Annotated in this window: 21 protein-coding genes; 18 read left to right on the top strand and 3 right to left on the bottom strand. The window is 45.6% G+C overall.

Annotation, left to right across the window (positions count from 1 at the left end; genetic code table 11):
* Positions 1-72 precede the first annotated feature (72 nt).
* Positions 73-222: a hypothetical protein gene (locus tag BMX69_RS24495; protein ID WP_166433203.1), complete on the top strand. Its 150-nt coding sequence runs from the start codon at positions 73-75 to the stop codon at positions 220-222.
* A 46-nt stretch (positions 223-268) separates the two neighbouring features.
* On the opposite strand, the gene BMX69_RS16850 is transcribed toward BMX69_RS24495, so the two are convergent.
* Both BMX69_RS16850 and BMX69_RS16845 read right to left on the bottom strand, forming a co-directional pair.
* Complete coding sequence (locus BMX69_RS16850; protein ID WP_054790255.1) at positions 269-676, bottom strand: hypothetical protein; 408 nt, start codon at positions 674-676, stop codon at positions 269-271.
* A gap of 233 nt (positions 677-909) precedes the next feature.
* Positions 910-2,250, bottom strand: coding sequence for an N-acetylmuramoyl-L-alanine amidase family protein (locus BMX69_RS16845; RefSeq protein ID WP_100042987.1), 1,341 nt, complete (start codon positions 2,248-2,250; stop codon positions 910-912).
* Positions 2,251-2,707: 457 nt separating this feature from the next.
* Between BMX69_RS16845 and BMX69_RS16840 the strand changes: the two genes are divergently transcribed.
* The 16 genes from BMX69_RS16840 (at position 2,708) to BMX69_RS16765 (ending at position 22,758) form a co-directional block, all read left to right on the top strand.
* The gene (locus tag BMX69_RS16840) at positions 2,708-4,642 is read left to right on the top strand and encodes a thiamine pyrophosphate-binding protein (protein ID WP_100042986.1); all 1,935 of its coding nucleotides are present in this window, start codon (positions 2,708-2,710) and stop codon (positions 4,640-4,642) included.
* Between the two features lie 17 nt (positions 4,643-4,659).
* The gene (locus tag BMX69_RS16835; RefSeq protein ID WP_054790283.1) at positions 4,660-5,589 is read left to right on the top strand and encodes an NAD-dependent epimerase/dehydratase family protein; all 930 of its coding nucleotides are present in this window, start codon (positions 4,660-4,662) and stop codon (positions 5,587-5,589) included.
* Positions 5,590-5,633: 44 nt separating this feature from the next.
* A complete protein-coding gene (locus BMX69_RS16830) occupies positions 5,634-6,821 on the top strand; it encodes a class I SAM-dependent methyltransferase (RefSeq protein WP_054790256.1) in 1,188 nt (395 codons plus the stop codon).
* Between the two features lie 9 nt (positions 6,822-6,830).
* Positions 6,831-7,898, top strand: a complete 1,068-nt coding sequence (locus BMX69_RS16825; protein ID WP_100042985.1) for a zinc-binding dehydrogenase — start codon at positions 6,831-6,833, stop codon at positions 7,896-7,898.
* Between the two features lie 4 nt (positions 7,899-7,902).
* A complete protein-coding gene (locus BMX69_RS16820) occupies positions 7,903-8,910 on the top strand; it encodes a glycosyltransferase family 2 protein (RefSeq protein ID WP_054790257.1) in 1,008 nt (335 codons plus the stop codon).
* On the top strand, positions 8,907-11,099 hold the full coding sequence (locus tag BMX69_RS16815) for a glycosyltransferase family 2 protein (protein ID WP_100042984.1): 2,193 nt from the start codon (positions 8,907-8,909) through the stop codon (positions 11,097-11,099). The genes BMX69_RS16820 and BMX69_RS16815 overlap by 4 nt, the downstream gene beginning before the upstream one ends.
* Before the next feature lies 1 nt (position 11,100).
* Positions 11,101-12,090 (top strand): glycosyltransferase family 2 protein, encoded by a 990-nt coding sequence (locus BMX69_RS16810; protein ID WP_100042983.1) that lies wholly within the window; start codon positions 11,101-11,103, stop codon positions 12,088-12,090.
* A 98-nt stretch (positions 12,091-12,188) separates the two neighbouring features.
* Complete coding sequence (locus BMX69_RS16805) at positions 12,189-13,607, top strand: undecaprenyl-phosphate glucose phosphotransferase (protein WP_025229992.1); 1,419 nt, start codon at positions 12,189-12,191, stop codon at positions 13,605-13,607.
* A 36-nt stretch (positions 13,608-13,643) separates the two neighbouring features.
* Positions 13,644-15,842, top strand: coding sequence for an LCP family glycopolymer transferase (locus BMX69_RS16800; RefSeq protein ID WP_100042982.1), 2,199 nt, complete (start codon positions 13,644-13,646; stop codon positions 15,840-15,842).
* Between the two features lie 177 nt (positions 15,843-16,019).
* A complete protein-coding gene (locus BMX69_RS16795) occupies positions 16,020-17,501 on the top strand; it encodes a S1C family serine protease (protein WP_100042981.1) in 1,482 nt (493 codons plus the stop codon).
* Positions 17,502-17,854: 353 nt separating this feature from the next.
* Positions 17,855-18,136: a DUF2325 domain-containing protein gene (locus BMX69_RS16790; protein ID WP_054790263.1), complete on the top strand. Its 282-nt coding sequence runs from the start codon at positions 17,855-17,857 to the stop codon at positions 18,134-18,136.
* Between the two features lie 11 nt (positions 18,137-18,147).
* Positions 18,148-18,699, top strand: a complete 552-nt coding sequence (locus tag BMX69_RS16785) for a DUF3793 family protein (RefSeq protein WP_100042980.1) — start codon at positions 18,148-18,150, stop codon at positions 18,697-18,699.
* 37 nt (positions 18,700-18,736) lie between these two features.
* Complete coding sequence (locus BMX69_RS16780) at positions 18,737-19,162, top strand: flavodoxin (protein ID WP_054790264.1); 426 nt, start codon at positions 18,737-18,739, stop codon at positions 19,160-19,162.
* A gap of 228 nt (positions 19,163-19,390) precedes the next feature.
* The gene (gene clpX, locus BMX69_RS16775; protein WP_100042979.1) at positions 19,391-20,824 is read left to right on the top strand and encodes an ATP-dependent Clp protease ATP-binding subunit ClpX; all 1,434 of its coding nucleotides are present in this window, start codon (positions 19,391-19,393) and stop codon (positions 20,822-20,824) included.
* Positions 20,825-20,899: 75 nt separating this feature from the next.
* Positions 20,900-21,367, top strand: a complete 468-nt coding sequence (locus BMX69_RS16770; RefSeq protein ID WP_100042978.1) for a signal peptidase II — start codon at positions 20,900-20,902, stop codon at positions 21,365-21,367.
* Between the two features lie 140 nt (positions 21,368-21,507).
* A complete protein-coding gene (locus BMX69_RS16765) occupies positions 21,508-22,758 on the top strand; it encodes an HlyC/CorC family transporter (protein ID WP_100042977.1) in 1,251 nt (416 codons plus the stop codon).
* 109 nt (positions 22,759-22,867) lie between these two features.
* On the opposite strand, the gene BMX69_RS16760 is transcribed toward BMX69_RS16765, so the two are convergent.
* Entirely contained in the window at positions 22,868-23,227 is a 360-nt protein-coding gene (locus tag BMX69_RS16760; RefSeq protein ID WP_025229983.1) for a TIGR04086 family membrane protein, read from the bottom strand.
* A 185-nt stretch (positions 23,228-23,412) separates the two neighbouring features.
* Here BMX69_RS16760 and scfA point away from each other — a divergent pair, with 185 nt between their 5' ends.
* Positions 23,413-23,559: a six-cysteine ranthipeptide SCIFF gene (scfA, locus tag BMX69_RS16755; RefSeq protein WP_002601553.1), complete on the top strand. Its 147-nt coding sequence runs from the start codon at positions 23,413-23,415 to the stop codon at positions 23,557-23,559.
* Positions 23,560-23,679: the final 120 nt, after the last annotated feature.

Raw genomic sequence — 23,679 nt, 5'->3', positions numbered from 1 at the left:
GTTTCGCTTTTCAAACAATCAAAAACGGCTTATAGTGATTACAAGAAAAGCAAAAAAAGGAGGGTTTTCTATATGACAGACGCTGAGAAGCTAAGGATTATAGAGATTGAGAATGAAAGGCTTATGGAAGAGAATGAAAAACTCCATAAAGTGATTAAAAGGTTAAATCAGACGCTTAACAGATTGATAGGTCGTTACATATGCGCTGACGAGGTTGCCTGATTAGGGATAGCCGGGGAGTGCGGGGGCACTCCCGGGAGTATCCCAATCAGGGATCGATCCCGGTTTTGGAAGTGTCCTCGTTACCGGGATCTAATCCTTTGGTCTTGCGCATCAGTTCCCATATTGTTTGGTGCATCCATTCAATAGTTTTATTCAGCTTTTCATTTTCTATTTCTAATTCAGTAATGCGATCCCCCATACGGGCGATGATCTCCCGGTTGTTATTGACCTTGTGTGGCGCCAGCAGTCGTCGGACATAGGGAGAGGATGTGGCAATAATGTGGGTGGAAAGCAATTCGTCCCTTGCTTCGCAGGAGAGATCCATAAAATCTTGATAACTGATGGATAAGGTTATCATATCCTCCCTGCACTTGGGGCAAACTGCGTTCCGCTGAAGCTGATAATATCCATAGTAGCCGCATTTGGGACAATAGTACACGGACAGTTCTCTCATCGGTCTCCTCCTTTTTTTTACCATAAAACAATCTACCTCTATAATATATAACGTAAAATAATTTTAATTATAACGCGAAAAGGTACAAATTATATAAAAATTTGTAAGTTTATAGAAGGTATACAAAAACCCCCGGATAATTGGTGCAGAATGCATAAAAGAGATCCGCACGCGGCAAACGTGCGGACCTCTTTATGTTTGAACGGATGAATCTTTTGTAATTTGTTTTTACTTTACTGGATAATGCCGTTTACATCGACAACCCATACTTTGTCATTGGAATCCTTATAATCCTTATATCCTGCTCCAAGTTCTGGTTTTGTAGCAGACTTGGAAGAGGAAGTTGCTTTTTGGAGGGAACCGCTGGCATTTACCAGATACTGATTGCCTTCAAAGGAAATAGGAGCAACCTTTAAGTCAGCATCAGCTTCTTTTCTTAAGCCATATTCATACAGGACGTTGTCACGGATACCGTGAACTCCCTGTCCTTTGTTAGTACCTTCTGTCTGGAAGAACCATACCTGATCCTCATCCAGATCTTCATTGTAAACTGTCTGCTTTCCGGTAGTCATAGCACCGTCAGTTCCAAAGTAGAAATTGGCGATTCCGCCGTCTTCTAAGTTGATAACTTTCAGTCCGGTCTGCATTTCTCCCTTAGTATTGAATGCATATTTTTTGGAATCAATGGTAAACAATTCAAGACCATTTGCTGCGCAGGTAGGAGCACCGTTCTTGAAATAGAAATTATAGGTCTCTCCCTCTTCGCTGAGTCCTTCAATACCTTCGATTACCTTCCAACCGTTAACACGTGCACCATTCTCTGGATCATAGTACTGGTATCCGGCTGCTGTAGTTGCATCAGCGGTTGCTTCGGATTCGGTTGCAGTGACAGGAAGCTTGTACCAGCCTTTCTGCATGATTCCGTTAATAAAGGTATAATAGTTTCCATCGATCTTTTTGTCGACCTGGTTTTCTACCATACGGCCGCTCTTATCAAAATAGTACCAAGATTGGGTTTCATCAAGATCATCAGAGTCATTTGCAAGCTCGATCCAGCCTGTTTTCATAACGCCGTCATTCTCTTGTCCTAAATAATAAATACTTCCTTCAATTTCAATCTTTCCGGTCTGCATTTCACCCTGGTCATTGAAGTAGTACAAATTATCGTTGATTTTCTGCCACTTGGAAACAACTTCCTTACCGTTTTTTCCATAGTAGTGCCATAAAAACTCAGGGGCATCAGCTGAATCCCAGAAGTTTTCATTGGTCATGGAAATCCATTTGTCAGAAACCCTTTTCCCGCTTTCATCTACGTAATATTCATCGACTTGTGTATTGATGGCGACATTGCCGTCCTCGTTTAAGTAGTACCAGTCTTCGCCGCGCTTTTTCCAGGAATCGGTTACGTAACTGTCATTATCTTCATAAAATTTCCAGCTTCCGTTTTCCTCAACCCAGCCAACTACCTTAGCATAGGCGGTGGCTGCTGTGCTGATTAAGCCCAGCTCTGGAGCTGCTACGGTTAAAACACCGGCAGCGGATAATACAGCCATCAATTTTAAGTGCTTTTTCATAAATATGTTCTCTCCTTTTTTGCAATAAGTTTTATCGTGGCCGAAAATCCATAGTTGCATTACCCTGCGATTATACCGTATTCCGGAGGCCATTTGATAGTGTGGTTTGATGGCAGATATGGAAGGAGATAACATAAAAAGAAAAAAGAAGCTAAAACCAAGGGGTTAGGAGTAACCAAAAAGAAATTAAAGTAAGAAAACTTTAAATAGGAAAAAGAGGGGGGGTGTGGTATAATCTACACGAAAGCAATGAGCAGTGCGAATTAGAACACGGAAAATTTTTCGTCGTGCTGGCACGTAAGAAAAAATTTCCGTGTTCTAATTCATAGGGCGAATGCCCGTGAGCCTGTGAAGCCGCAGGATTCGCAGGCTGCACTGCGGACCAGAAGCATAGACTACAGTCTACAGTTCTGCACAACGCACTAAATAAACATCTCAAAAAGAGGAGAGAAGATCCATGAGAATGAAAGTATCCAATTATATCTCCCAGAAGTTGGTTGATTCCGGGATTACACAGGTGTTTACGGTTACAGGCGGAGGAGCCATGCATTTAAACGACGCCCTGGGGCATCAGGAGGGAATGCACTGTTTATATAACCATCATGAGCAGGCATGTGCCATAGCGGCCGAATCCTATGCCAGAATCAAGGACCGAATTGCTGCTGTCTGTGTGACCACGGGCCCTGGGGGCACCAATGCCATTACCGGAGTGCTGGGAGGTTTTCTGGATTCTATTCCCATGTTAATTTTGTCCGGTCAGGTGCGCTATGACACAACGGCCAGATGGTCAGGAGTCGGAATCAGAGCCATGGGAGATCAGGAATTTGATATAACAAAGGCCATTGACTGTATGACAAAATACAGCGAGATGGTAATTGACCCCATAAGGATCCGCTACACTTTAGAAAAAGCCATTTACCTCGCCCTATCCGGCCGTCCAGGCCCCACTTGGCTGGACATACCCTTAAATGTCCAGGGCGCCTATATAGAAACAGAAGAGCTAATCGGCTTTTCCCCAGAAAATTACGAGAATGGCGGAGATGGCTGGTCTTCTGAAACCAAAGCAAAAATAAAGCAGGATGACCCCGGCTGCGGAGAAAAACGACAGATCCTTCCGGAAAAGGTAACAGCAGATGCTGCCCGGGCCATTTTAGAAAAAATAAAATCATCTTCCCGTCCCGTAATCAATGCAGGCAACGGAATCCGCATTGGACAAGCCCATGAGGTATTCATGCGGGTAGTAGACAAGCTGGGAATTCCTGTAGTGACCGGCTGGAACAGCCAGGATTGCATAGAAGATGAGCATCCGCTTTACACAGGGCGAGGCGGTGGAATGGGAGACCGTGCAGGTAACTTTGCCATTCAAAACAGCGACTTAGTCCTTTCTCTTGGAAGCCGCTTAAGCATCCGGCAGGTGGGGTACAATTATACTACATGGGCAAGAGAAGCCTATGTGATCGTCAATGATATCGACCCTGAAGAGCTGAAGAAACCATCCATTCACGCCGATATGAAGATCCAGGCCAATGTAAAGGATCTGCTTACAGCCTTAGAGGAACTACTGGATTCAGAATACAAAACTTCCCATAATCACCCACTTTTTTCCGGCGGAAAGGGCCTTGATGGCATGACCTGGAATGAGACCTGCCGTATGTGGAAGGAAAAATACCCGGTCGTACTTCCAAAGCACTACAGAAGCGGAGAAGATGAGGAAGCCAATGTTTATGCATTAATAAAAGAACTAAGTATCCGAGTCCCAGAGAACAGGGTCACTGTAGTAGGCAATGGATCCGCCTGTGTTGTGGGAGGACATGCCTATATCATTAAGAAGGGGCAGCGCTTTATATCCAACTCAGCAGTGGCTTCCATGGGTTATGATCTTCCGGCTGCCATTGGAGCGTGCGTCGCTGAACAGGGAGAGGACATCATCCTGGTTACAGGTGACGGAAGCATTCAGATGAACTTACAGGAGCTGCAGACCATCATCCATCACCATATGCCAGTTAAAATATTCCTTATTAATAACGGAGGCTACCATTCCATCCGCCAGACCCAGAAGAATTTCTTCGGAGAGCCATTAGTAGGAATCGGGGTAGACAGCCAGGATTTAAGCTTCCCTGACATGGAAAAACTATCATCAGCCTATGGCTATCCTTATGTCCGTGCATGCCATAACAGCCAGCTGAAACAAGCGATTGAAACTGCGCTGGCCATGAAGGGTCCAGTCATCTGCGAGGTATTTGTAAGCCAGGACCAGAACTTTGAACCAAAGTCCTCTGCGAAACGCCTGCCGGATGGAACCCTTATTTCGCCGCCGTTAGAGGATTTGTCTCCATTCCTTTCCGATGAAGAGATGGACCGGAATATGATCATCCCGAGGATCAGGGAATAGTAAGGGGAGGAAAAGCGTTGAATGTTGTTGTAACAGGGGCCACCAGTTTTCTTGGGAGAGCATTGGTTGACCAGCTTTTAAAAGAGAAAAACCAGGTATTTGCCGTAATCCGTCCCGGTTCAAAGAATATGGGAAGCCTTGCGGCCGAGCGGGAGGGTCTTGTACGGATCGAACGGGAATTAGAAGAGCTTCATGAGCTGGGTCAGGTAATTCACGAGCCATGCCAGGCATTTTACCATTTTGGCTGGGATGGCTCCGGAAGTGAAAACCGGATGAAACGAGAGGTCCAGCAAAAGAACGTGGAAGATTCCTTAAAGGCTTTGGAAGGAGCCAGACGCCTTGGCTGCAAACGCTTTCTTTTCAGCGGTTCCCAGGCAGAATACGGAATTCATAAAGATACGATGACAGAGGAGATGCCGTGTAAGCCTGTCTCTGAATATGGAAGAGCCAAGCTTGAATTTTTAAACAGGGCATTGGAATTGACAGAGAACTGGAGAAAATCCGGTGTTTCAGAGATGGAATACATCCATACCAGGATATTCAGCGTGTACGGTCCAGGAGATCATCCCTGGTCCCTGGTGGAAAGCTGCCTTAATGCATTTCGCAGAGGAGAGTATATTTCCCTGGGAGAATGTACGCAAATATGGAACTTTTTATATCTTGATGACTGCATCCGGGCGCTGATACTTTTGATGGAACAGAAGAAAGAATCAGTTTCCGGAACTTATAATGTAGCGGGACCGGAAGGAGAAAACAGGCCTTTAAGAGAATACATCCGGACGATGTATGAGGTTTTAGGCTTTCACGGAAGCTACAGCTACGGAAGAAGAGCGCCTAATGCAGAAGGACTCACAAACCTTATTCCTGATATAAAAAAGCTGGAAAAAGCAACGGGCTGGCAGCCTCTTGTGGACTTTCCGGAGGGGATCCGGCGGACGATCCGCTAAATTCATTCGATTACAAAATATTGACATGGAGGAAATTTTGTGGTATGAGAGATAGGATTTGTATTGTGTGCGGCAGACCTCTTGGGGAAACGCCTTTGATGACCCTTGCGGATATGCCAGCTTCGGCTCAGGATATTCCGGTCAAGGAAGAACTGGGAGAGGAGCAGGGGATTACCCTTTTCCTCCACCAGTGCCAGGCATGCGGTCTGGTACAGTTTGATTGTGAACCTGTGGCATACTACAAGGACGTGATCCGCTCCGGCGGCTTTACCACCACCATGGTAAACTTAAGAAAGAGCCAGTACCGGCATTTTATTGATATGTATCATCTGGAAGGAAAAAAGCTGATTGAGGCAGGCTGCGGCCAGGGGGAATTTCTCGGACTGCTGTCAGACTTTCCTGTAAAGGCTTATGGAATTGAAAACAGGGAAAGTCTTGTCCGTCTTGCAAAGGAAAAGGGTCTTACAGTCTGGAAGCAGTTTGCAGCGGAAGGGGAAGTCCTTGCAGCCGATGACGGCAGTGCAAGCGGCCCCTTTGACGGATTTTTATCCTTCAATTTCCTGGAGCATCAGCCAGACCCGGTGGGAATGCTCCGCTGCATAGCGGACAACCTGTCAGAGGAGGGCGTGGGCTTAATTACAGTTCCAAGCCTTGAATATATCTTGCAGTATGACGGATATTATGAACTGATCCGGGACCATCTTGCCTATTATACCTTTGATACCCTGCGCTATGCGGTGGAAAGAGCCGGGTTTCAGGTATTAGAGGAGGAAATGATAAACCGGGATACCCTTTCTGTCATCGTGAAGAAAAGTCCGGCCAGACAGCCGGAAGAGAGAAGAACGCATACGCCGGTAGACATATCCGGTCTCAAAGAAAGCCTGGATACCATTGGCAGGGAACTGGAAGAGCTGACAGACGGTCTTAAGAGCCGGGGAAAAACCTTAGGCATATGGGGCGCCAGTCATCAGGGCTTTACTCTGGCTTCTACAACGGTCATCGGCCGGTTTGCAAGATACATCATTGATTCCGCACCCTTTAAACAGGGAAAATACGCTCCTGCCTCCCATCTTCCCATTGTACCCCCGGATCATTATCATATGGACCCGGTAGATGCCATTTTAATTGTAGCTCCTGGTTATACGGATGAGATTGCGGGAATCATACAGGAAAGATTTGGCGGGAATGTAGAGATATTGGCGTTAAAATCCAATCATTTGGAAAGGATATAAGAAAAACCTATGAAAGCTTTTGTTTTAATCGAACCTGGCAAGGTCGGCTGGTATGATGCGCCGGAACCTGTCGTAACTCCCTATGGGGCCATCCTACGCCCGATCGCGGTGACCCCCTGTTCCTCCGATGTCCATACGGTATATGGCGGAGGTTCCAGGAAGGCTCCAAACCTGATCCTGGGACATGAATGTGTGGCGGAAGTCCTGGAAACCGGAGAACTGGTCTGTGACTTTAAGGCTGGAGATCTTGTAGCTGTTCCTGCCATCACGCCGGACTGGAGAGCCTGCGGAATCCAGGAAGGAAATTTTAAGCATGCGACCGCCCCATTTTCCGGCCACCAGCTTGGAAGGACGGCTCCGGGAGTATTTGCGGAAAAATTTTTAGTACCTGATGCAGATACTACTTTGGCAAAGATTCCAGAGGGAATCACTTTGGAGCAGGCACTCATGTGCGTGGATGTTGTTACTACAGGTTTTACTGGAGCGGAATTTGCGGATATTAAAATTGGCGATACCGTAGTGGTCCTGGGAATCGGCCCTATTGGGCTTATGGCGATTGAAGGAGCGCGCCATCTGGGCGCTGCGAGGATCCTGGCAGTCGGCAGCAGGCCCATTTGCGTAAAGCTTGCCAGAGAGTTCGGAGCCACAGAGGTCTTAAGCTATAAAGATGGAAACGTAACGGAACAGGTCATGGAACGGACAGGAGGTCTGGGAGCTGACGGTGTCATCATCTGCGGAGGCGGGGATGAAGTTTTTGCCCAGGCGGTAGATATGGCAAAATACGGGATCGGAACCATATCCAATGTGAATTACTATGGTGGAACCGGTAACCTTCCGTTCCCCAAGTTTTCAGGCGGACGGGGCATGGCGGGAAAGACGATCCACACGGAGCTTGCAAAGGGTGGCAGAGTGAGAATTGAACGTCTTTTAAAAATGGTCCAGTATGGAAGGATCAATCCCGAAAAGCTTGTGACTCACCATCTTAGTGGCTTAGAGCAGGTGGAAGCAGCTCTGCAGCTTATGAAAGAAAAGCCGGAAGATTTGATTAAAGTAATGGTTCAGATAGATTGGAAGTGAACATATGAAAACAATTAGCATCGTGGTTCCCTGCTACAATGAGGAAGAAAATATAAATGCCTTGTATCAGGCGATTGACCATATATTTAATACTGAATTGCCAAGATACACCTATGAACTGATTTTTATTGATAATGATTCCAAAGACCGGACCAGGGAGATCATCCGTGGTTTGTGCGTCCAGGAGAAACGAGTAAAAGGGATTTTTAACGCCAAGAATTTCGGGCAGTTCAACTCTCCTTATTATGCCATGCTCCAGTCAACGGGCGACTGTACCATTCTTATGGCAGCGGATTTTCAGGATCCGGTGGAAATGATTCCAAAGTATGTAAAGGAATGGGAAAAAGGTTATAAGATCGTCATCGGAATCAAGAAATCCAGCAAAGAGAATAAGATCATGTACTGGCTGAGAAGCTGTTACTATAAAACCATTAAAAAGCTTTCCGATGTAGAGCAGATCGAGCACTTCACCGGCTTTGGCTTATACGATCAAAGATTTATAAAGGTTCTTAGGGAACTGGATGACCCTACGCCCTTTCTCCGTGGAATTGTGGCGGAGCTTGGCTTTCGGCGCAAGGAGGTTCCATATGAGCAGCCGAAAAGGCGGGCAGGAAAGACCAGCAATAATTTTTACCGTCTGTATGATGCGGCCATGTTAAGCGTTACTTCTTACACCAAGGTAGGGCTTCGCCTCGCGACCATATTCGGAAGCATCTGTTCCTTTGCCAGCATGATGGTGGCACTTGTCTATCTGATCATGAAACTGGTGTACTGGGACCGTTTTCCAGCAGGTATGGCACCTCTTTTGATCGGCATGTGTTTTCTTGGCTCCGTACAGATCTTTTTTATTGGACTTGTAGGAGAATATGTTCTGTCCATCAATGCCCGCGTTATGAAACGGCCTCTAGTCATTGAGGAGGAACGGATCAATTTTACGGAAAAAGAAGAAAACGGTCCGGAAGATGAGATACTTTTAATGTCGGCATCCGTGGAGAATGGGGAACAGAGATGAAATATAAGATAGATGTAGCGAGAATCCGTGAAAATTCAATCGTTTTAAACGGATGGGTCATTGGAAAGAGCCTTGACTCAGAGGCAGCGTTTGAGGTTTTGGACGGGCAGGAAAAAAATGTGGAATTTAAGTACGTTCCGGTACGCAGAGATGATGTGTGCCAGATCTATTTTAAGAAAACAGCCGACAGGGATTTAGGGTTTGACATCCGAATTCCCTACATCCGGGAGAAAAACGAGGACAGGATCCTGGTCATCCGGTGCGACGGTAAAACTGCCAGAGTGAAGCTGAATGCCCAGATAATCGAAAGACAGAACAGCTCTGCCCATAAAAAAAGCACAAAGCTGAAAAGCATGATGAATGTGCAGACCCTTCGGTCCGCTGCAGATTTCTGGAGAGATAACGGCTTTAAGGCCTTTGTATTAAAATCCAGGCACAAGCTTCAGGGAATTGACAGTGATTATGATTATCCGGAATGGTATGCCCTAACGAAAACCACGGATGAAGAGCTGGAAGCCCAAAGAAAGACTGTTTTTGACTATAGACCTAAGATGTCTGTGGTAATACCTGCCTATAAAACACCGGAGCGTTATCTGTCGGCTATGCTGGACTCCCTGCTGGCTCAGACCTATGGGAACTGGGAAGTGTGCATTGCAGACGGAAGCCCAAAGGGAGAGGGCGTGGAACGGGTCTTAAAGCGCTATGCCATAAAGGATGAACGGATCCGCTATGTGATCCTTGGCGAGAATAAAGGAATCGCGGGAAATACCAATGCTGCCATTGAAATGGCAACAGGAGATTTTATTGTCCTTGCAGACCATGACGATACCCTTGCACCCGATGCATTGTTTGAGTGTGTGAAAACAATTAATTCCGATCCGGAAATTGATGTGGTTTATACCGATGAAGATAAGCTTGACATTGACGGCGGAGAATTATTTGAACCGCATTTTAAACCGGATTTTAACCCGGATCTTTTAACAAGCGTTAATTATATCTGTCACCTGTTTGTAGTAAACCATGAACTGCTCATGGAGGTGGGAGGCTTCCGGGAAGAATATGACGGGGCCCAGGATTATGATTTTATTTTCCGCTGCACGGAAAAAGCCAGAAAGATCTCCCATATTCCCAAGGCTCTGTATCACTGGCGCTGCCATCAGAATTCCACTGCAAGCAATCCGGAAAGTAAATTATATGCTTTTGAGGCAGGGGCAAGGGCCATTCAGGCCCACTATGACCGGGTCGGCATAGAGGCGCTTTCTGTTGAAAAAGGTATTGATTACGGAATCTATCATACGATGTTTAAGATAGCAGGAGATCCCCTGGTTTCTGTTATCATTCCAAGCAAGGATCACAGTACTGACCTGGATTTATGTATTCGTTCCGTTATAGAGAAATCCACGTATCAAAATCTAGAATTCATTATTGTGGAAAATAACAGCACGGACCCGGAAACCTTTGCGTATTATGAAAGGATCCAGAAAGAGTTCTCTTTTGTCCATGTGGTTACGTGGGAGCGGGAATTTAACTATTCCGCCATCAATAACTTCGGCGTTGCCCATGCAAAGGGCGATTATCTCCTGTTTTTAAATAATGATACGGAAATGGTAGGTCCGGAAAGCATCCATGAGATGTTAGGCTTCTGCCAGAGAGAGGATGTGGGCGTAGTCGGGGTCAGGCTTCTTTATTCCGATGATACCATTCAGCATGCCGGTGTAGTGGTTGGCTTTGGCGGCATTGCAGGGCATACCTTTATCGGCCTTCATAAAGCAGAAAGCAGCTATTTCAATCAGGCGATGTGTGCCCGGAATTACAGCGCCGTAACAGCTGCCTGCATGATGAGCAAACGGTCCTTGTTTGAAGAAGCGGGAGGTTTTTCAGAAGACCTTGCCGTTGCCTTTAACGATATTGATTACTGCATGAAGATCCGGTCCTTGAATAAATTGGTGGTTTACGCTCCATATGCCCTGTTCTATCATTACGAGTCAAAATCAAGAGGGCTTGAAGATACGCCGGAGAAAGTGGCCCGCTTCAATGAGGAAATCAAAAAGTTTTCCCGGAAATGGCCGGAGATTTTAAGAGACGGGGATCCTTATTACAATCCCAATCTGACCCTGCGTAAATCCAATTTTGCCCTGCGGGACCTTCGTAAGGAAAAAATCGGGGAACCCTATCAGCTTGAGGTGTGAGATGGAGAAGAAAGTAACGGTTATTATTCCTAATTATAACGGACTAAAATTTATGGAACCTTGTTTTAAGGCCCTGGAAGCTCAGAGTGATAAGAACTTTGAGCTTCTTGTGGTGGATAACGGTTCCACGGATGGAAGTGTGGAGTGGCTGAAGGATAGAAATATTCCTTCTGTCTTTTTGGAGAAGAATACAGGCTTTTCCGGGGCAGTGAATGTGGGGATCCGCCATGCGAAAACCCCTTATGTCATTTTGTTAAACAATGACACGGAACCGGAACCTGATTATATAAAGGAACTGGTACTTGCCATGGACCGGTCGCCTAAGATATTTTCGGTCAGCAGTAAGATGATCCAGCTATACCACAAGGAGCTCATGGATGATGCAGGGGATATGTACAGCATATTAGGCTGGGCTTATCAGAGAGGCGTAGGACAAAGCATCAGGGGCTATCAAAAGCCCCGAACCGTTTTTGCTGCCTGCGCGGGAGCTGCCATCTACAGGCGGGAAGTGTTTGAAGAGATCGGCGGCTTTGACGAGGCCCATTTCGCCTATCTGGAAGATATTGATGTGGGATACCGGGCAAAGATCTATGGATATGAAAACGTATACTGTCCCACAGCCGTAGTTTATCATGTGGGCAGCGGAACCAGCGGTTCCAAATATAATTCCTTTAAGGTTCGTCTGGCTGCCAGGAATAATGTTTATTTAAATTATAAGAATATGCCGGTTTTGCAGCTTTTGGTGAATCTGCTTCCCATTTTATCCGGAATCTTTGTAAAGTATCTGTTTTTTAAGAAGATCGGTTTTGCTTCCGATTATATGGAAGGGTTAAAAGAAGGGCTAAGAACAGCAAAGAATACCAGAAAGGTACCGTTCCGGATGTCCCATCTTGGCAATTATTTTCGGATTGAAGGAGAGCTGGTCTTTGGCACGTTCCTCTATATATGGGAATTTTTACGAAGAAAGTTAAAAATTTTCAGGTCATATTAAGAATATTTTAATGGCATCATATTGACATATCATGTATAATATACGGGAATTATGGTGGAGAAATATGGTGCAATGCACGAATGGAAGGTTTTGCTGCTATGATTAAGGATAATCAGAAAAAATTAAATGGGTTTCATGTAGTACTGGATGGACTGGTCATTGTAATATCCTATGTATTTGCCTGGCTGCTTCTTTTACTGGGAAACCGGTTGTTCAGCCCTTATAAACAGGTTTTAAGGCCACAGTACTATTTTGCGGCGCTTCTTATCATATTGCCGACCTATCTGCTGCTTTACGGCATCTTCCATTTGTATGCCCCAAAGAGAGTTCAGGAGAGGCGGTATGAGTTCGCCAATATCTGCAAGGCCAATCTCCTGGGAGTTCTGCTTTTTGCTCTGATCCTGTTCCTGGCTAAAAAGAATCCTTATTTAAGTCAGTTCTCTACCAGGATGGTATTTTATTTTTTTGCTATCAATATAACCCTGGAGACAGCCGTTCGGAATATGCTCCGTTCGATGCTCCGCTCCATGCGCTCCAAGGGCTACAATCAGAAGCACATCCTTTTGATTGGTTACAGCCGTGCGGCGGAAGGCTTCATAGACAGAGTTCGGGTGAATCCTGAATGGGGCTATCAGGTCAAGGGGATCCTTGACGACACTAAGGAATGGGGAACCGGATACAAGGGAATCAATGTCATCGGCAAGGTTCGTGATTTAGATGAGATCCTTGCGTTAAATTCTCTTGATGAAATCGCCATTACTTTAAGTATCAAAGAATATGCGAATTTGGAAGGAATCGTGGCTTCCTGTGAAAAATCAGGTGTCCATACCAAATTTATACCGGACTATAATAACATGATACCTACAAGGCCCTTTATCGAGGACTTACAGGGACTGCCAGTAGTCAACATCCGCCGGGTACCCCTTACGGATACGGTAAATGCCCTGGTGAAACGGATGGTGGACATTTTTGGAGCCTCCGTTGCTCTGGTCTTATTTTCTCCTGTCATGCTTATTACTGCAGTTCTTATCAAGCTGACTGCGCCGGGGCCGCTTATTTACAAACAGGAGAGAGTGGGTCTTCATAACAGATCGTTTCCTATGTATAAATTCCGTTCCATGGTAGTGCAGACCGCCACAGAGGAAAAAACAAAATGGACGACACCCCATGATTCCCGTGTGACGCCAGTAGGGCGTTTTATCAGGAAAACAAGCATTGATGAAATGCCCCAGTTTATCAATGTCCTTCGTGGAGACATGAGCCTGGTGGGGCCAAGGCCGGAAAGGCCTCTCTTTGTTGAGAAGTTTAAAGAGGAGATCCCCCGCTATATGATCAAGCATCAGGTCCGTCCAGGTATCACCGGCTGGGCCCAGGTGAACGGTTACCGGGGCGACACATCCATCACAAAAAGAATTGAACACGATTTGTATTACATCGAAAACTGGACCCTGGGATTTGATTTTAAGATTTTGTTTCTTACCATATTCAAAGGGTTTATCAATAAAAATGCGTATTGATGCTGGATACGACACGATTAGGATGAGGTTAAATAAATGAGAAATGAATTTGACGATGAAGTAGGCCGCGAGGATATTAGGAAAAGAAAGCGCGGTTTCAACTCAAAACCAGATCCTTCTGATGAAGATTACTACCTGGATGATGATTATGAAAATTATCAGGAACAGAAATACGACAGGTCAAATCAGGCAGCAGATGGTCATGATTTACCAAAAAAGGCTGATGATGCGTCTGTAAGGAGAGGCGGGACTGGGGAAAGAACCAGGAGCGCTGACCGGTCCAGACAATCATCCGGTGACGGCCAGGCAGCCTTTCGAGGACAGTCCTCATCGGTCGCCGGTCCAGGTAGAAGTCATGGAGCAGCGGGAAACCGTGCTGCTTCAGGAGATAGCCAAAGAGCAGCGGGAAACCGTGCTTCTTCAGGAGATAGCCAAAGAGCAGCGGGAAACCGTGTTTCTTCAGGAGATGGCCAGAGAGCAGCGGCAAACCGTACTGCCGCAAGTATTAGCCAGGGAGCAGCGGTAAGCCGGACTGCTTCAGGAAATAGCCAGAGAACAGCAGGAGGCAGGGCTGCCTTAGACAACGGTCAGGGATCTGCCGGAAGCCGGACTTCCTCGGGAAATAGCCAGAGTTCATCAAGAGGCCAGATTGTTATAGGAGACGGCGGCACAAAGCAGCAGCAGAGAGTGCCGGGGCAGGATAAAAATGTGGCAGCCAGCCGGTCAGCGGCTCAGGCTGGAAAAAAGAGAAAAATCAGACGTATCATTCTTATGGTGGTTCTTGAAATCTTTACACTGGCAGGAATTTTCGCCTACGCTTATGTAGCCAGACTGATGGGATCCATCCAAAGACCAGATGATTTTAATAAAAACCAGGTAAGCAATGATATCCTGTCTCCTATACAGAAACAGCATATGACCGGTTATCGCACCATTGCCATATTTGGTCTTGACGGCCGTGATGGGAATATCAATAAAGGAAGTAACTCTGATTTAATTATGATTTGCAATATTAACAGAGATACGGGTGAGATCAGGCTTGTATCCGTCTACCGTGATACATACATGAGTATTGGAGAAGGATATTCTTATAATAAGATAAATGCCGCCTATGCCAATGGGGGAGCCGCACAGGCACTGGCTGCCCTCAACCGGGATCTTGATCTGGATATCACGGAATTCGTCACCTTTAACTGGAAATCGGTAGCTGACGGAATCAATATGCTGGGTGGAGTAGACATTGAAATTACCAAACCAGAATTTCGTTACATCAATTCCTTTATCACAGAAACTGTAAAAGAAACAGGTGTGCCTTCGGTTCATTTAAAGTCAGCAGGAATGAACCATTTAGATGGTGTGCAGGCAGTTGCCTATGCCAGACTGAGAAAAATGGATACTGACTTTCAAAGAACAGAGCGCCAGCGCCTTGTCATAGAAAAAACCTTTGAAAAAGCAAAGAAAGCTGACCTTGGACTTCTTAACAGGATCTTGTTGATGGAGGTAGACCAGATAGGATCAAACCTTACCTTTAGTGACTTTACGGAGCTGCTTTTGGATATCGGCAAGTATCATATCGGCAAAACAGGTGGTTTTCCATTTACCCGTGGTGATATGACGGTAGGAAAAAGAGGAGACTGCGTAATCCCTCAGACCTTGGAATCCAATGTTTCCGAACTCCATAAGCTTCTTTTTGATAAGGAAGACTATGAGCCTTCGGACATGGTAAAAAAAATAAGTGCTAAAATAGCCGCTGATACCGGTATGTATAAACAAGGGAGCACCTCGACCAACAGCACGAAAGACGATGACTCAAAGAAGCCCACAGAAACGACGAAACCGGAGAAAACCACTGCTGCAGAAGAATCTTCCGCACAGGAAGATTCAACAGGAGCTACAGATGGAAGCGGGAAACCAGGTAAGCCTACGGACTCCTCAGAAAGCAGTACGGGTGAGACCAAGGAAACCAGGCCTGGGGAAACAAAGCCTTCAGAAACAACGACCGGATCAACGAAGCCAGGGGAAACAAAGCCTTTACCTTCAACCAGTGAACAGGAGACTACATCCCCTCATGGACCAGGACCAGGCCAGACAACAGCACCTAACGAGACAACGGCTCCGCAGACAACCTCAGCAGGACCAGGCGGAGGACCGGGAGAAACAACTGCATCCTATCCTTCCAACCCGACGACTGGCGGGAATTCGGATGTTCCGATTGTGGTTCAGCCCCCAACCTAAGTAAATAAAAGATGAATACCCCGCAGACAGGGCTTTGACGATAAAAAAGGCCGCTGATGCGGGGATTTTTTTCTTTTCACATATTCAATATAATTTTATCACAAAATGGTCACAATTCATTGATAGACTCTGATTATCAAAAGAAATAACAGGTATACATGAAAGGAGATAGATTCTATGTATGACGAAGATGAGAAAAAAGACACAGGCCGCATGAATCCTGAAGAGCATAAAGAAGAAGCTGTTACCACAAATTTTATTATGAGGGATCCGGATTTAGAAAAATCCAGTGCCCAGGATTCCGATAGCAGCAGCCAGGCTCAGCCCCAGCCCCAGACTCACAGCTCTTATGAAGCGCAGCAGAATATTCCTCATTATCAGGAATTCCAGTATCACAGGGCAGCAGGGCAAAATGCATTCCAGGAGGAAGCAATGCCTAAGAAAAAAGGCGGCTTTGCAAAGAAGGCAGCCGGCCTTGTTGGAGGAGCACTTGTCTTTGGTGTGGTTGCCGGAAGCACCATGGTTGGGATCAACTGGGCAGCCGGAGCTTATGGAAGTAAAAACCCTGTGGAGATCAGCCAGGCGGAAACCATTCCTTCTTCCACCGGCGAATCAGGAGTCCAGGCGTCAAACACTTCCAGCATTACCGCCGCTAATGATGTTTCAGCCATCGTAGACAAAGCCATGCCATCCGTAGTTGCAATTACCAGCAAGATGGTTTATGAAAGCCAGACATGGTTCGGCCCTATGCAGAGAGAAGGGGTTGGCAGCGGCTCCGGTATCATTGTCGGCAAGAACGACGATGAACTTTTAATCGTAACGAATAACCATGTCGTACAGGGAGCGGAGGAATTAAAGGTTACGTTTATTGACGAAGTAGCCGTAGATGCTTCCATTAAGGGTACGGATGCAGACAGCGACTTAGCAGTGATCGCAGTTCCGTTAAAAAATATTTCTTCAGATACATTATCAAAGATTGCTATTGCCTCTCTTGGAACTTCCGATAACTTAAAGGTTGGTCAGGGAGTTGTCGCCATCGGCAATGCTCTTGGTTATGGACAGTCCGTAACCGTAGGTTATGTCAGCGCACTTGACCGCTCCGTACAGACTGAAGATGGCACAAGCCGTGATCTGCTTCAGACCGATGCGGCTATTAATCCCGGTAACAGCGGCGGGGCTCTGTTAAATATGCGCGGCGAGGTGGTCGGTATCAATTCAGCCAAATATTCTTCTACTGAAGTAGAGGGTATGGGCTATGCGATCCCCATTTCCAAAGCTCAGGATATCATTGATACCCTGATGACCAGAAAGACCAGAACTCAGGTTACCGATGCAAACCAGGGATATTTAGGTATCCAGTGCAAGAATATTGATGCAGTTACAAGCCAGCAGCTTGGTATGCCTCAGGGCGTGTTCATCTATAAGATCGTAGAAGGCGGAGCTGCTTCCAAGTCTGAACTGCGGGAAAAAGATATTATTACCAAGTTTGACGGCCAGGGAATTAAGACTTACGATGACCTGACAAACATGCTTAAATATTATGAAGGAGGAACCACCGTGACTCTTACTGTCCAGTCTGTTGAAAACGGACAGTATGTAGAAAGGAATGTAGATATTACGCTCGGCAACAGGCCGGCAGAGGTTCCGCAGCAGGGCTAAGAAGAATAAAGTCTCTCCAGGTTCATTGATTGGGCCTGGGGAGATTTTTTGTACTTAAAAATGGGCCGGCTCAATGGATTTTAAAACAGCCTTATGAAAAAGATGGCTATTTTTTCAATAAATGCTTGACAAATGCAGGTGTTTCCAGTATTGTAATATTTAGTTAGTTGCTGCTAACCACACACAAAACCAATGGCCCTTCTTCTTACCGGATATATAAGAGAGGAAGGCTGTTTGCCCTTACAAGCGGGGGATATGGTGTTTGATTTCTTTTACTAATTCACAGCGTCTTCGGGCGCATATCTTTTCATACATAGTTAGTGCGTACTAACTAAAGGATTGGAGGTAATTGCATGAGCGTAGTTATCGTTGGAGGAAATGAGTGCATGGTACGCCAATATAAAGAACTATGCAAGGAATACAGCTGTTGCGCAAAGGTCTTTACAGAGTTAAAGGGCGGGATGAAAAATAAAATCGGCAAGCCTGATTTGCTGGTGCTTTTTACCAGCACCATGTCCCATAAAATGGTTCGCTGTGCATTAAGTGAGACAAAGGGACTGGATACCATAATCGCCCGTTCCCATTCCAGCTCCATGTCGGCGCTGAAAAGTATTCTGGTAGAACACGTTGGATAGGAGGGAGCAATATGTCAGAAGAAATGCTGATCAGGCACTGTGCACCGACACTTGCCGGGATAAAAACGGGGAGTTTGTTTTCCTGCCCTTGCCGTTCCAAAGAAGAAATCCAAAATGAGGTGAGGCGGCTAAACCGTGTGCTTGCGCCAAAAGGGATCCGGGTTTTACCGCTGCGCTATTACAAACAGAGGGCTTTGATCTACCTTTATCGTCCCAGCCACTTAAAACGGGATCTGTCGGATGGGTATGCTTCCGCCTTGCTGAAGCAATATGGCTATTCCTTTGAAAACTCCCAGCGCTGTGTGGTTCAGCTTGTGGACAGGCTGCGCACCTGCTCTGGATTTCCTCATGAAATTGGTTTGTTTCTTGGCTATCCGCCGGAGGACGTTCAAGGCTTCATCGACAACAAGGCCTGTCACTGTAAATGCATCGGATGCTGGAAGGTATACGGCGACGAGGAAAAAGCGGTACAAACCTTTAACCGATACAAAAAATGTACGGAAACCTATTTTACACAGTGGTCAAAAGGCACAGCTGTTGAACGGCTCGCCGTAGCCGTTTGATATAGAAGGATTAATTGAGAAAGGTTGGTTATACATCATGAGTAAAATTGCAGTAGTTTATTGGAGTGGAACCGGAAACACCGAAGCAATGGCAGATGCCGTATTGGAGGGAGTAAAAGAAAAGGGTGCAGACGGGGTCATACTCACCCCTTCCGAATTTGAAGCTTCCATGATTGATTCTCTGGATGCCATTGCATTTGGCTGCCCCGCCATGGGGGCGGAGGTTCTGGAGGAGAGTGAATTTGAACCTATGTTTTCTTCCTGCCTATCGAAGCTTCCAGGAAAAAAGATTGCCCTGTTCGGTTCCTATGGCTGGGGCGACGGCGAATGGATGCGATCCTGGGAAAAGACCTGTGAAGACGCGGGTGTGGAGCTTGCCTGCGATAGTGTGATCTGCAATGAAGCGCCTGACGGAGAGGCTGCAGCAGCTTGCAAAGCACTGGGTGCGGCTCTGGCAGAATAGGGAAATGTATTACATAGAACGGGCAATCATTCAATTAATTGCGCTGAGTACTTATTTTTAGAGTATTCAGCGCTATATTTTTGCATATTGGTTTGCTGTTTTAGGATTATATGAATTTCAACTCATTAAAAAAATCTAAATTCCTGGCCCGCACTTGTAAGAGACTTTTAAATGCTTTATAATAATCTGGTATGCGGTGCATAATTACAGATAGAAGGAGATTACAATTTGGACGAGAAAGATTTTCCGGAAGAGAAAATGGAAGATACAGTTGCCCGCGGCAATGACAGCGGCAAAAAGAAAAAAGACGAAGATGAGTATGAAAAAGTCTGCTATGTCTGCCGCAGGCCGGAGAATGTGACAGGACCTATGGTTTCCATGCCCGGAGGCATGAATCTGTGTCATGATTGTATGCAGAAAGCATTTGATTCCGTAACACAGGGCGGATTTGATATAACTAAGATTCAGAATATGCCTTATATGAATTTGAATTTCAGCGATCTGGGAAGCTTAGACAAAAAAGATCTTGAGATACCTAATAAGCAGAGGGTGAAAAAAAGATCGGAAAAGGAGCCGGGGCAGGCACTTAATTTAAAAGATATTCCGGCGCCTCATGTGATCCGGAGGAAATTAGATGAATATGTCATCGGCCAGGAACAGGCCAAAAAGGTGATTTCCGTAGCAGTTTATAATCATTACAAAAGGGTTTATCTGGCGGATTCCAAAAAGGGGGATGAGGAAGGGAATGTTCAGATAGAAAAATCCAACATTTTAATGATCGGTCCTACCGGAAGCGGAAAAACCTACCTGGTTAAAACCCTGGCAAAGCTTCTTGACGTTCCCCTGGCCATTGCCGATGCCACTTCTCTTACGGAGGCCGGATACATAGGCGATGACATAGAGAGTGTGGTTTCCAAATTGCTTGCGGCGGCTGATAATGATGTGGAAAAGGCGGAGCGGGGCATAATTTTTATTGATGAGATTGATAAGATTGCAAAAAAGAAGAACACCAGCAGCAGAGATGTAAGCGGAGAGTCTGTCCAGCAGGAGTTATTAAAGCTGTTAGAGGGGAGCAGTGTGGAGGTCCCGGTGGGCTCAAACCAGAAAAATGCTCTCACTCCGATGACAGCGGTGAGCACCGAGAACATCCTGTTCATCTGTGGAGGAGCGTTTCCGGACTTAGAGGATATAATCAGAGAGCGGCTGAAGGAAAAGTCATCCATTGGTTTTTCCGCAGAATTAAAAGACCGGTACGAGAAGGATCCCAATATCCTGTCTCACGTGACCAATGAGGATTTACGCAAATTCGGCATGATTCCTGAATTTTTAGGCCGCCTGCCCATTTCGGTAACCCTGGAATCGTTAGATAAGGAGCTTCTGGTCCGTGTTTTAAAAGAACCGAAAAATGCTATTTTGAAACAGTATAAAAAGCTTTTGGAGCTTGATGAGGTGAATCTGGTATTTGAGGATGAGGCACTTGAATGGATCGCGGAAGAAGCTCTTAAGAAAAAGACAGGAGCAAGAGCCCTAAGAGCCATTATAGAAAATTTCATGCTTGATATCATGTATGAGGTTCCTAAGGATCCCAACATTGGATCAGTGGTCATAACGAGAGCTTACTTAGATAAGAACGGCGGTCCTCTCATTCAGATGAGATGTTAATGAAGCGGGAATTGCTGGGTAAGGGATAAAAAATACAAAAGAGTGGAGATAATAAGGACGGAAGGAGTGTGGGTCATGGTATTTATCGGTATCATTGCATTGCTGGCTGCCCTGGATCTTTTAATAAAAAGCGCCATTGAGGATCAGGAAGAAGCCGGCTTTCCTAAGGAACTGGAGGGAAGCGGCGGAAAAATTCTGCTGCATAAGAATCATAATGCCGGTTTTTCCTTCGGCTATTTTAAGGATCATCCGTCTATGGTGCAGATGATTCCCCTGGCAGTGGCATCATTTATCGGAGGAATGCTGGCAAGCCTTCTTCAAAGAAAAGGGAACATTTTAGAAAAACTTGCTTTGTCCATTGCCCTGGGAGGTGCGGCCAGCAATCTGTACGACAGGCTGGTTCGTCATTATGTAGTGGACTATTTCAGCATTCAGTATGGAAAGCTAAAAAAAGTAGTGTTCAATCTGGGTGACCTGTTCATTTTTCTGGGAGCCGGAATTATCCTTATAGTAGAAATCATTAAGGCTTTTAAAGAACGATAAAATGTATCACCTTGCGGGAATCCCTTCATGCTAAGATAGCGAGGGCAGTAAATACGTAAAAAAGCGGCTGTCTTCTTGACACGGCCGCTTTTCTATTGTAGAATCAATGATAAAATATTACAAAACAGGAGTTGGTCTTTTTGGATTCGAGTGACTATATACAGTTGCTTATGTTATTTATTTTAGTTGCATTATCAGCATTTTTCTCATCGGCTGAGACTGCGCTTACTACGGTGAATAAAATCAGGGTGCGGAATTTAGCCGAGGCAGGAGATAAGAATGCCATTACTCTGACTAAGATTTTAGAGAACCAGGGTAAGATGCTCAGTGCGATTCTAGTTGGTAACAATGTGGTAAACTTAACTGCCTCTTCCATGTCCACCACACTGGTTATGAACATTTGGGGCAATAAGGCAATAGGCATTGGGACCGGTATCCTTACGCTTGTCATTCTGGTATTTGGTGAGATCTCACCGAAAACCATTTCTACCTTATATTCCGAACCAATATCTTTAAAATATGCAAAAGTAATCTATGCTTTTATGTTTGTCATGACACCGGTCATTTATGTGATTCGAATTCTTTCATCAGGATTTCTGCGCTTTATCCATGTAAACCCGAACCGGAAGCAGGAGCCGATCACAGAGGATGAACTGAGGACCATCGTAGATGTGAGCCATGAGGAAGGCGTAATAGAATCAGAAGAAAGAAAGATAATTAATAATGTGTTTGATTTTGGTGATTCCGTGGCGCGGGATATTATGATTCCCCGTATTGACATGACTCTGGTAGAGGTTAATGCCGCCTATGATGAATTGATCGATATTTTCCGGCAGGAGATGTACACCAGGATTCCGGTATACGAGGAAACCAGTGACAATGTGATTGGAATCATCAATATGAAGGATCTGCTTCTTGTCGACAGGACAGATGATTTCAATACCAGGAATTTTTTAAGAGAGCCGCTCTATACATACGAGTATAAAAAAACTGCGGAACTTATGTTGGAGATGCGCCAAACCTGCAATAACGTTGTCATCGTTTTGGATGAATACGGAGCGACGGCAGGAATGATAACCCTGGAAGACTTACTGGAAGAAATCGTCGGAGAGATCCGGGATGAGTATGACGAGGATGAAGAAAATGAACTGGTTGAGGTGGAGCCCTTTGAATATCTGGTAGAAGGCTCTATGAAGCTTGATGATTTAAATGACAGGCTGGACCTTGAACTGGAGTCTGATGATTATGATTCCATCGGCGGCCTGATCATCGGACAGCTTGACCGGCTCCCGGAACAGGGGGAAGAGGTTGTCTGCGGCGGAATCCGCCTTGTTGTAGATGAATTGGACAAAAACAGAATCGATAAGGTTCGGATGTATTTGCCTCATTAAGCTTTTGGTTGGCCGGCGGTTTCGCAGGCTTTACCGGAAGGCTGGGAAAGAAGGGAGAGGGAAGCTTGCTGCTTCTGCTCTCCCTTTCATTTCCCGAAAAACCCTTCCGTCAGCTAAGCATCCCCCCCGCGGTGCCGCTTACTGCGCAGATGGCCATGGTTGTGAGGAGCTGGTTCATAGAGCCATTTAATCCCTTGTTTAAGAAAAAGGATACGGCCAAGAGCACCAGGAAATATAGAAGTCCCAACAAAAGGCCCCAGAAGAATCTTCGATGCCGTACACTTTTTCCCATTAAGACTCCGCCAAAGAGACAGGCGATAATATAAACCGCATTGACTCCCAGGCGTATCTGTCCTTCCTTCAGCCGGAATCTATAGAGTGCTAAGGCCAGGACTACCAGCAAGATTCCGGTCAGTATGTAGGTGATAAGAAGGTTTCTTAGTGTGACCTGAAGCTTTGATTTTTCCATTTGAATACTCCTTATATCTTGTCTTCTGGTTCAGTATATTCTTGGGGTGTGGATGATATTCATGGATGTCCTAACAATAAAATTGATCCTTTCTTATCAGGCTCCCTGGGGCAATTCATCTTGCACTCGTCTAAAACATGTGGTATAATCTCAAAGAATTAGACAAATACAGGAGGTGTAAGTTTATGAAGCATGTAAAGACCTTAAATTCCAGTACATTAAAAGAGTCTATGAAGAAAGGCGGCTGCGGCGAATGCCAGACTTCCTGCCAGTCAGCCTGCAAGACATCCTGTACAGTAGGAAACCAGAGCTGCGAGAACAGCAACCGTTAATTATTTTAACTGTATAGAATAGCCATAAGGCAGATAAGCAGATGCCCCTACGGTCGTAATGACGGTAGGGGTTCCTTCGCTTGTCTGCCCAAAACCAATCGTCGGTTAAATCTTTTCAAT

It is taken from the genome of Lacrimispora sphenoides JCM 1415, from assembly GCF_900105615.1.
Taxonomy (GTDB): domain Bacteria; phylum Bacillota; class Clostridia; order Lachnospirales; family Lachnospiraceae; genus Lacrimispora; species Lacrimispora sphenoides.
Note: the sequence above shows the minus strand (reverse complement) of the source record. Positions and strands in the feature narration are given on the sequence as shown.

Coding starts and splice junctions, on each gene's coding strand:
- BMX69_RS16770 (WP_100042978.1), top strand. CDS start 20,900: ATGGTATTTATCGGTATCATTGCATTGCTGGCTGCCCTGGATCTTTTA.
- BMX69_RS16810 (WP_100042983.1), top strand. CDS start 11,101: ATGGAGAAGAAAGTAACGGTTATTATTCCTAATTATAACGGACTAAAA.
- BMX69_RS16820 (WP_054790257.1), top strand. CDS start 7,903: ATGAAAACAATTAGCATCGTGGTTCCCTGCTACAATGAGGAAGAAAAT.
- BMX69_RS16795 (WP_100042981.1), top strand. CDS start 16,020: ATGTATGACGAAGATGAGAAAAAAGACACAGGCCGCATGAATCCTGAA.
- BMX69_RS24495 (WP_166433203.1), top strand. CDS start 73: ATGACAGACGCTGAGAAGCTAAGGATTATAGAGATTGAGAATGAAAGG.
- BMX69_RS16850 (WP_054790255.1), bottom strand. CDS start 676: ATGAGAGAACTGTCCGTGTACTATTGTCCCAAATGCGGCTACTATGGA.
- BMX69_RS16790 (WP_054790263.1), top strand. CDS start 17,855: ATGAGCGTAGTTATCGTTGGAGGAAATGAGTGCATGGTACGCCAATAT.
- BMX69_RS16785 (WP_100042980.1), top strand. CDS start 18,148: ATGTCAGAAGAAATGCTGATCAGGCACTGTGCACCGACACTTGCCGGG.
- BMX69_RS16760 (WP_025229983.1), bottom strand. CDS start 23,227: ATGGAAAAATCAAAGCTTCAGGTCACACTAAGAAACCTTCTTATCACC.
- BMX69_RS16780 (WP_054790264.1), top strand. CDS start 18,737: ATGAGTAAAATTGCAGTAGTTTATTGGAGTGGAACCGGAAACACCGAA.
- BMX69_RS16800 (WP_100042982.1), top strand. CDS start 13,644: ATGAGAAATGAATTTGACGATGAAGTAGGCCGCGAGGATATTAGGAAA.
- BMX69_RS16825 (WP_100042985.1), top strand. CDS start 6,831: ATGAAAGCTTTTGTTTTAATCGAACCTGGCAAGGTCGGCTGGTATGAT.
- scfA (WP_002601553.1), top strand. CDS start 23,413: ATGAAGCATGTAAAGACCTTAAATTCCAGTACATTAAAAGAGTCTATG.
- BMX69_RS16815 (WP_100042984.1), top strand. CDS start 8,907: ATGAAATATAAGATAGATGTAGCGAGAATCCGTGAAAATTCAATCGTT.
- BMX69_RS16830 (WP_054790256.1), top strand. CDS start 5,634: ATGAGAGATAGGATTTGTATTGTGTGCGGCAGACCTCTTGGGGAAACG.
- BMX69_RS16845 (WP_100042987.1), bottom strand. CDS start 2,250: ATGAAAAAGCACTTAAAATTGATGGCTGTATTATCCGCTGCCGGTGTT.
- BMX69_RS16840 (WP_100042986.1), top strand. CDS start 2,708: ATGAGAATGAAAGTATCCAATTATATCTCCCAGAAGTTGGTTGATTCC.
- BMX69_RS16805 (WP_025229992.1), top strand. CDS start 12,189: ATGATTAAGGATAATCAGAAAAAATTAAATGGGTTTCATGTAGTACTG.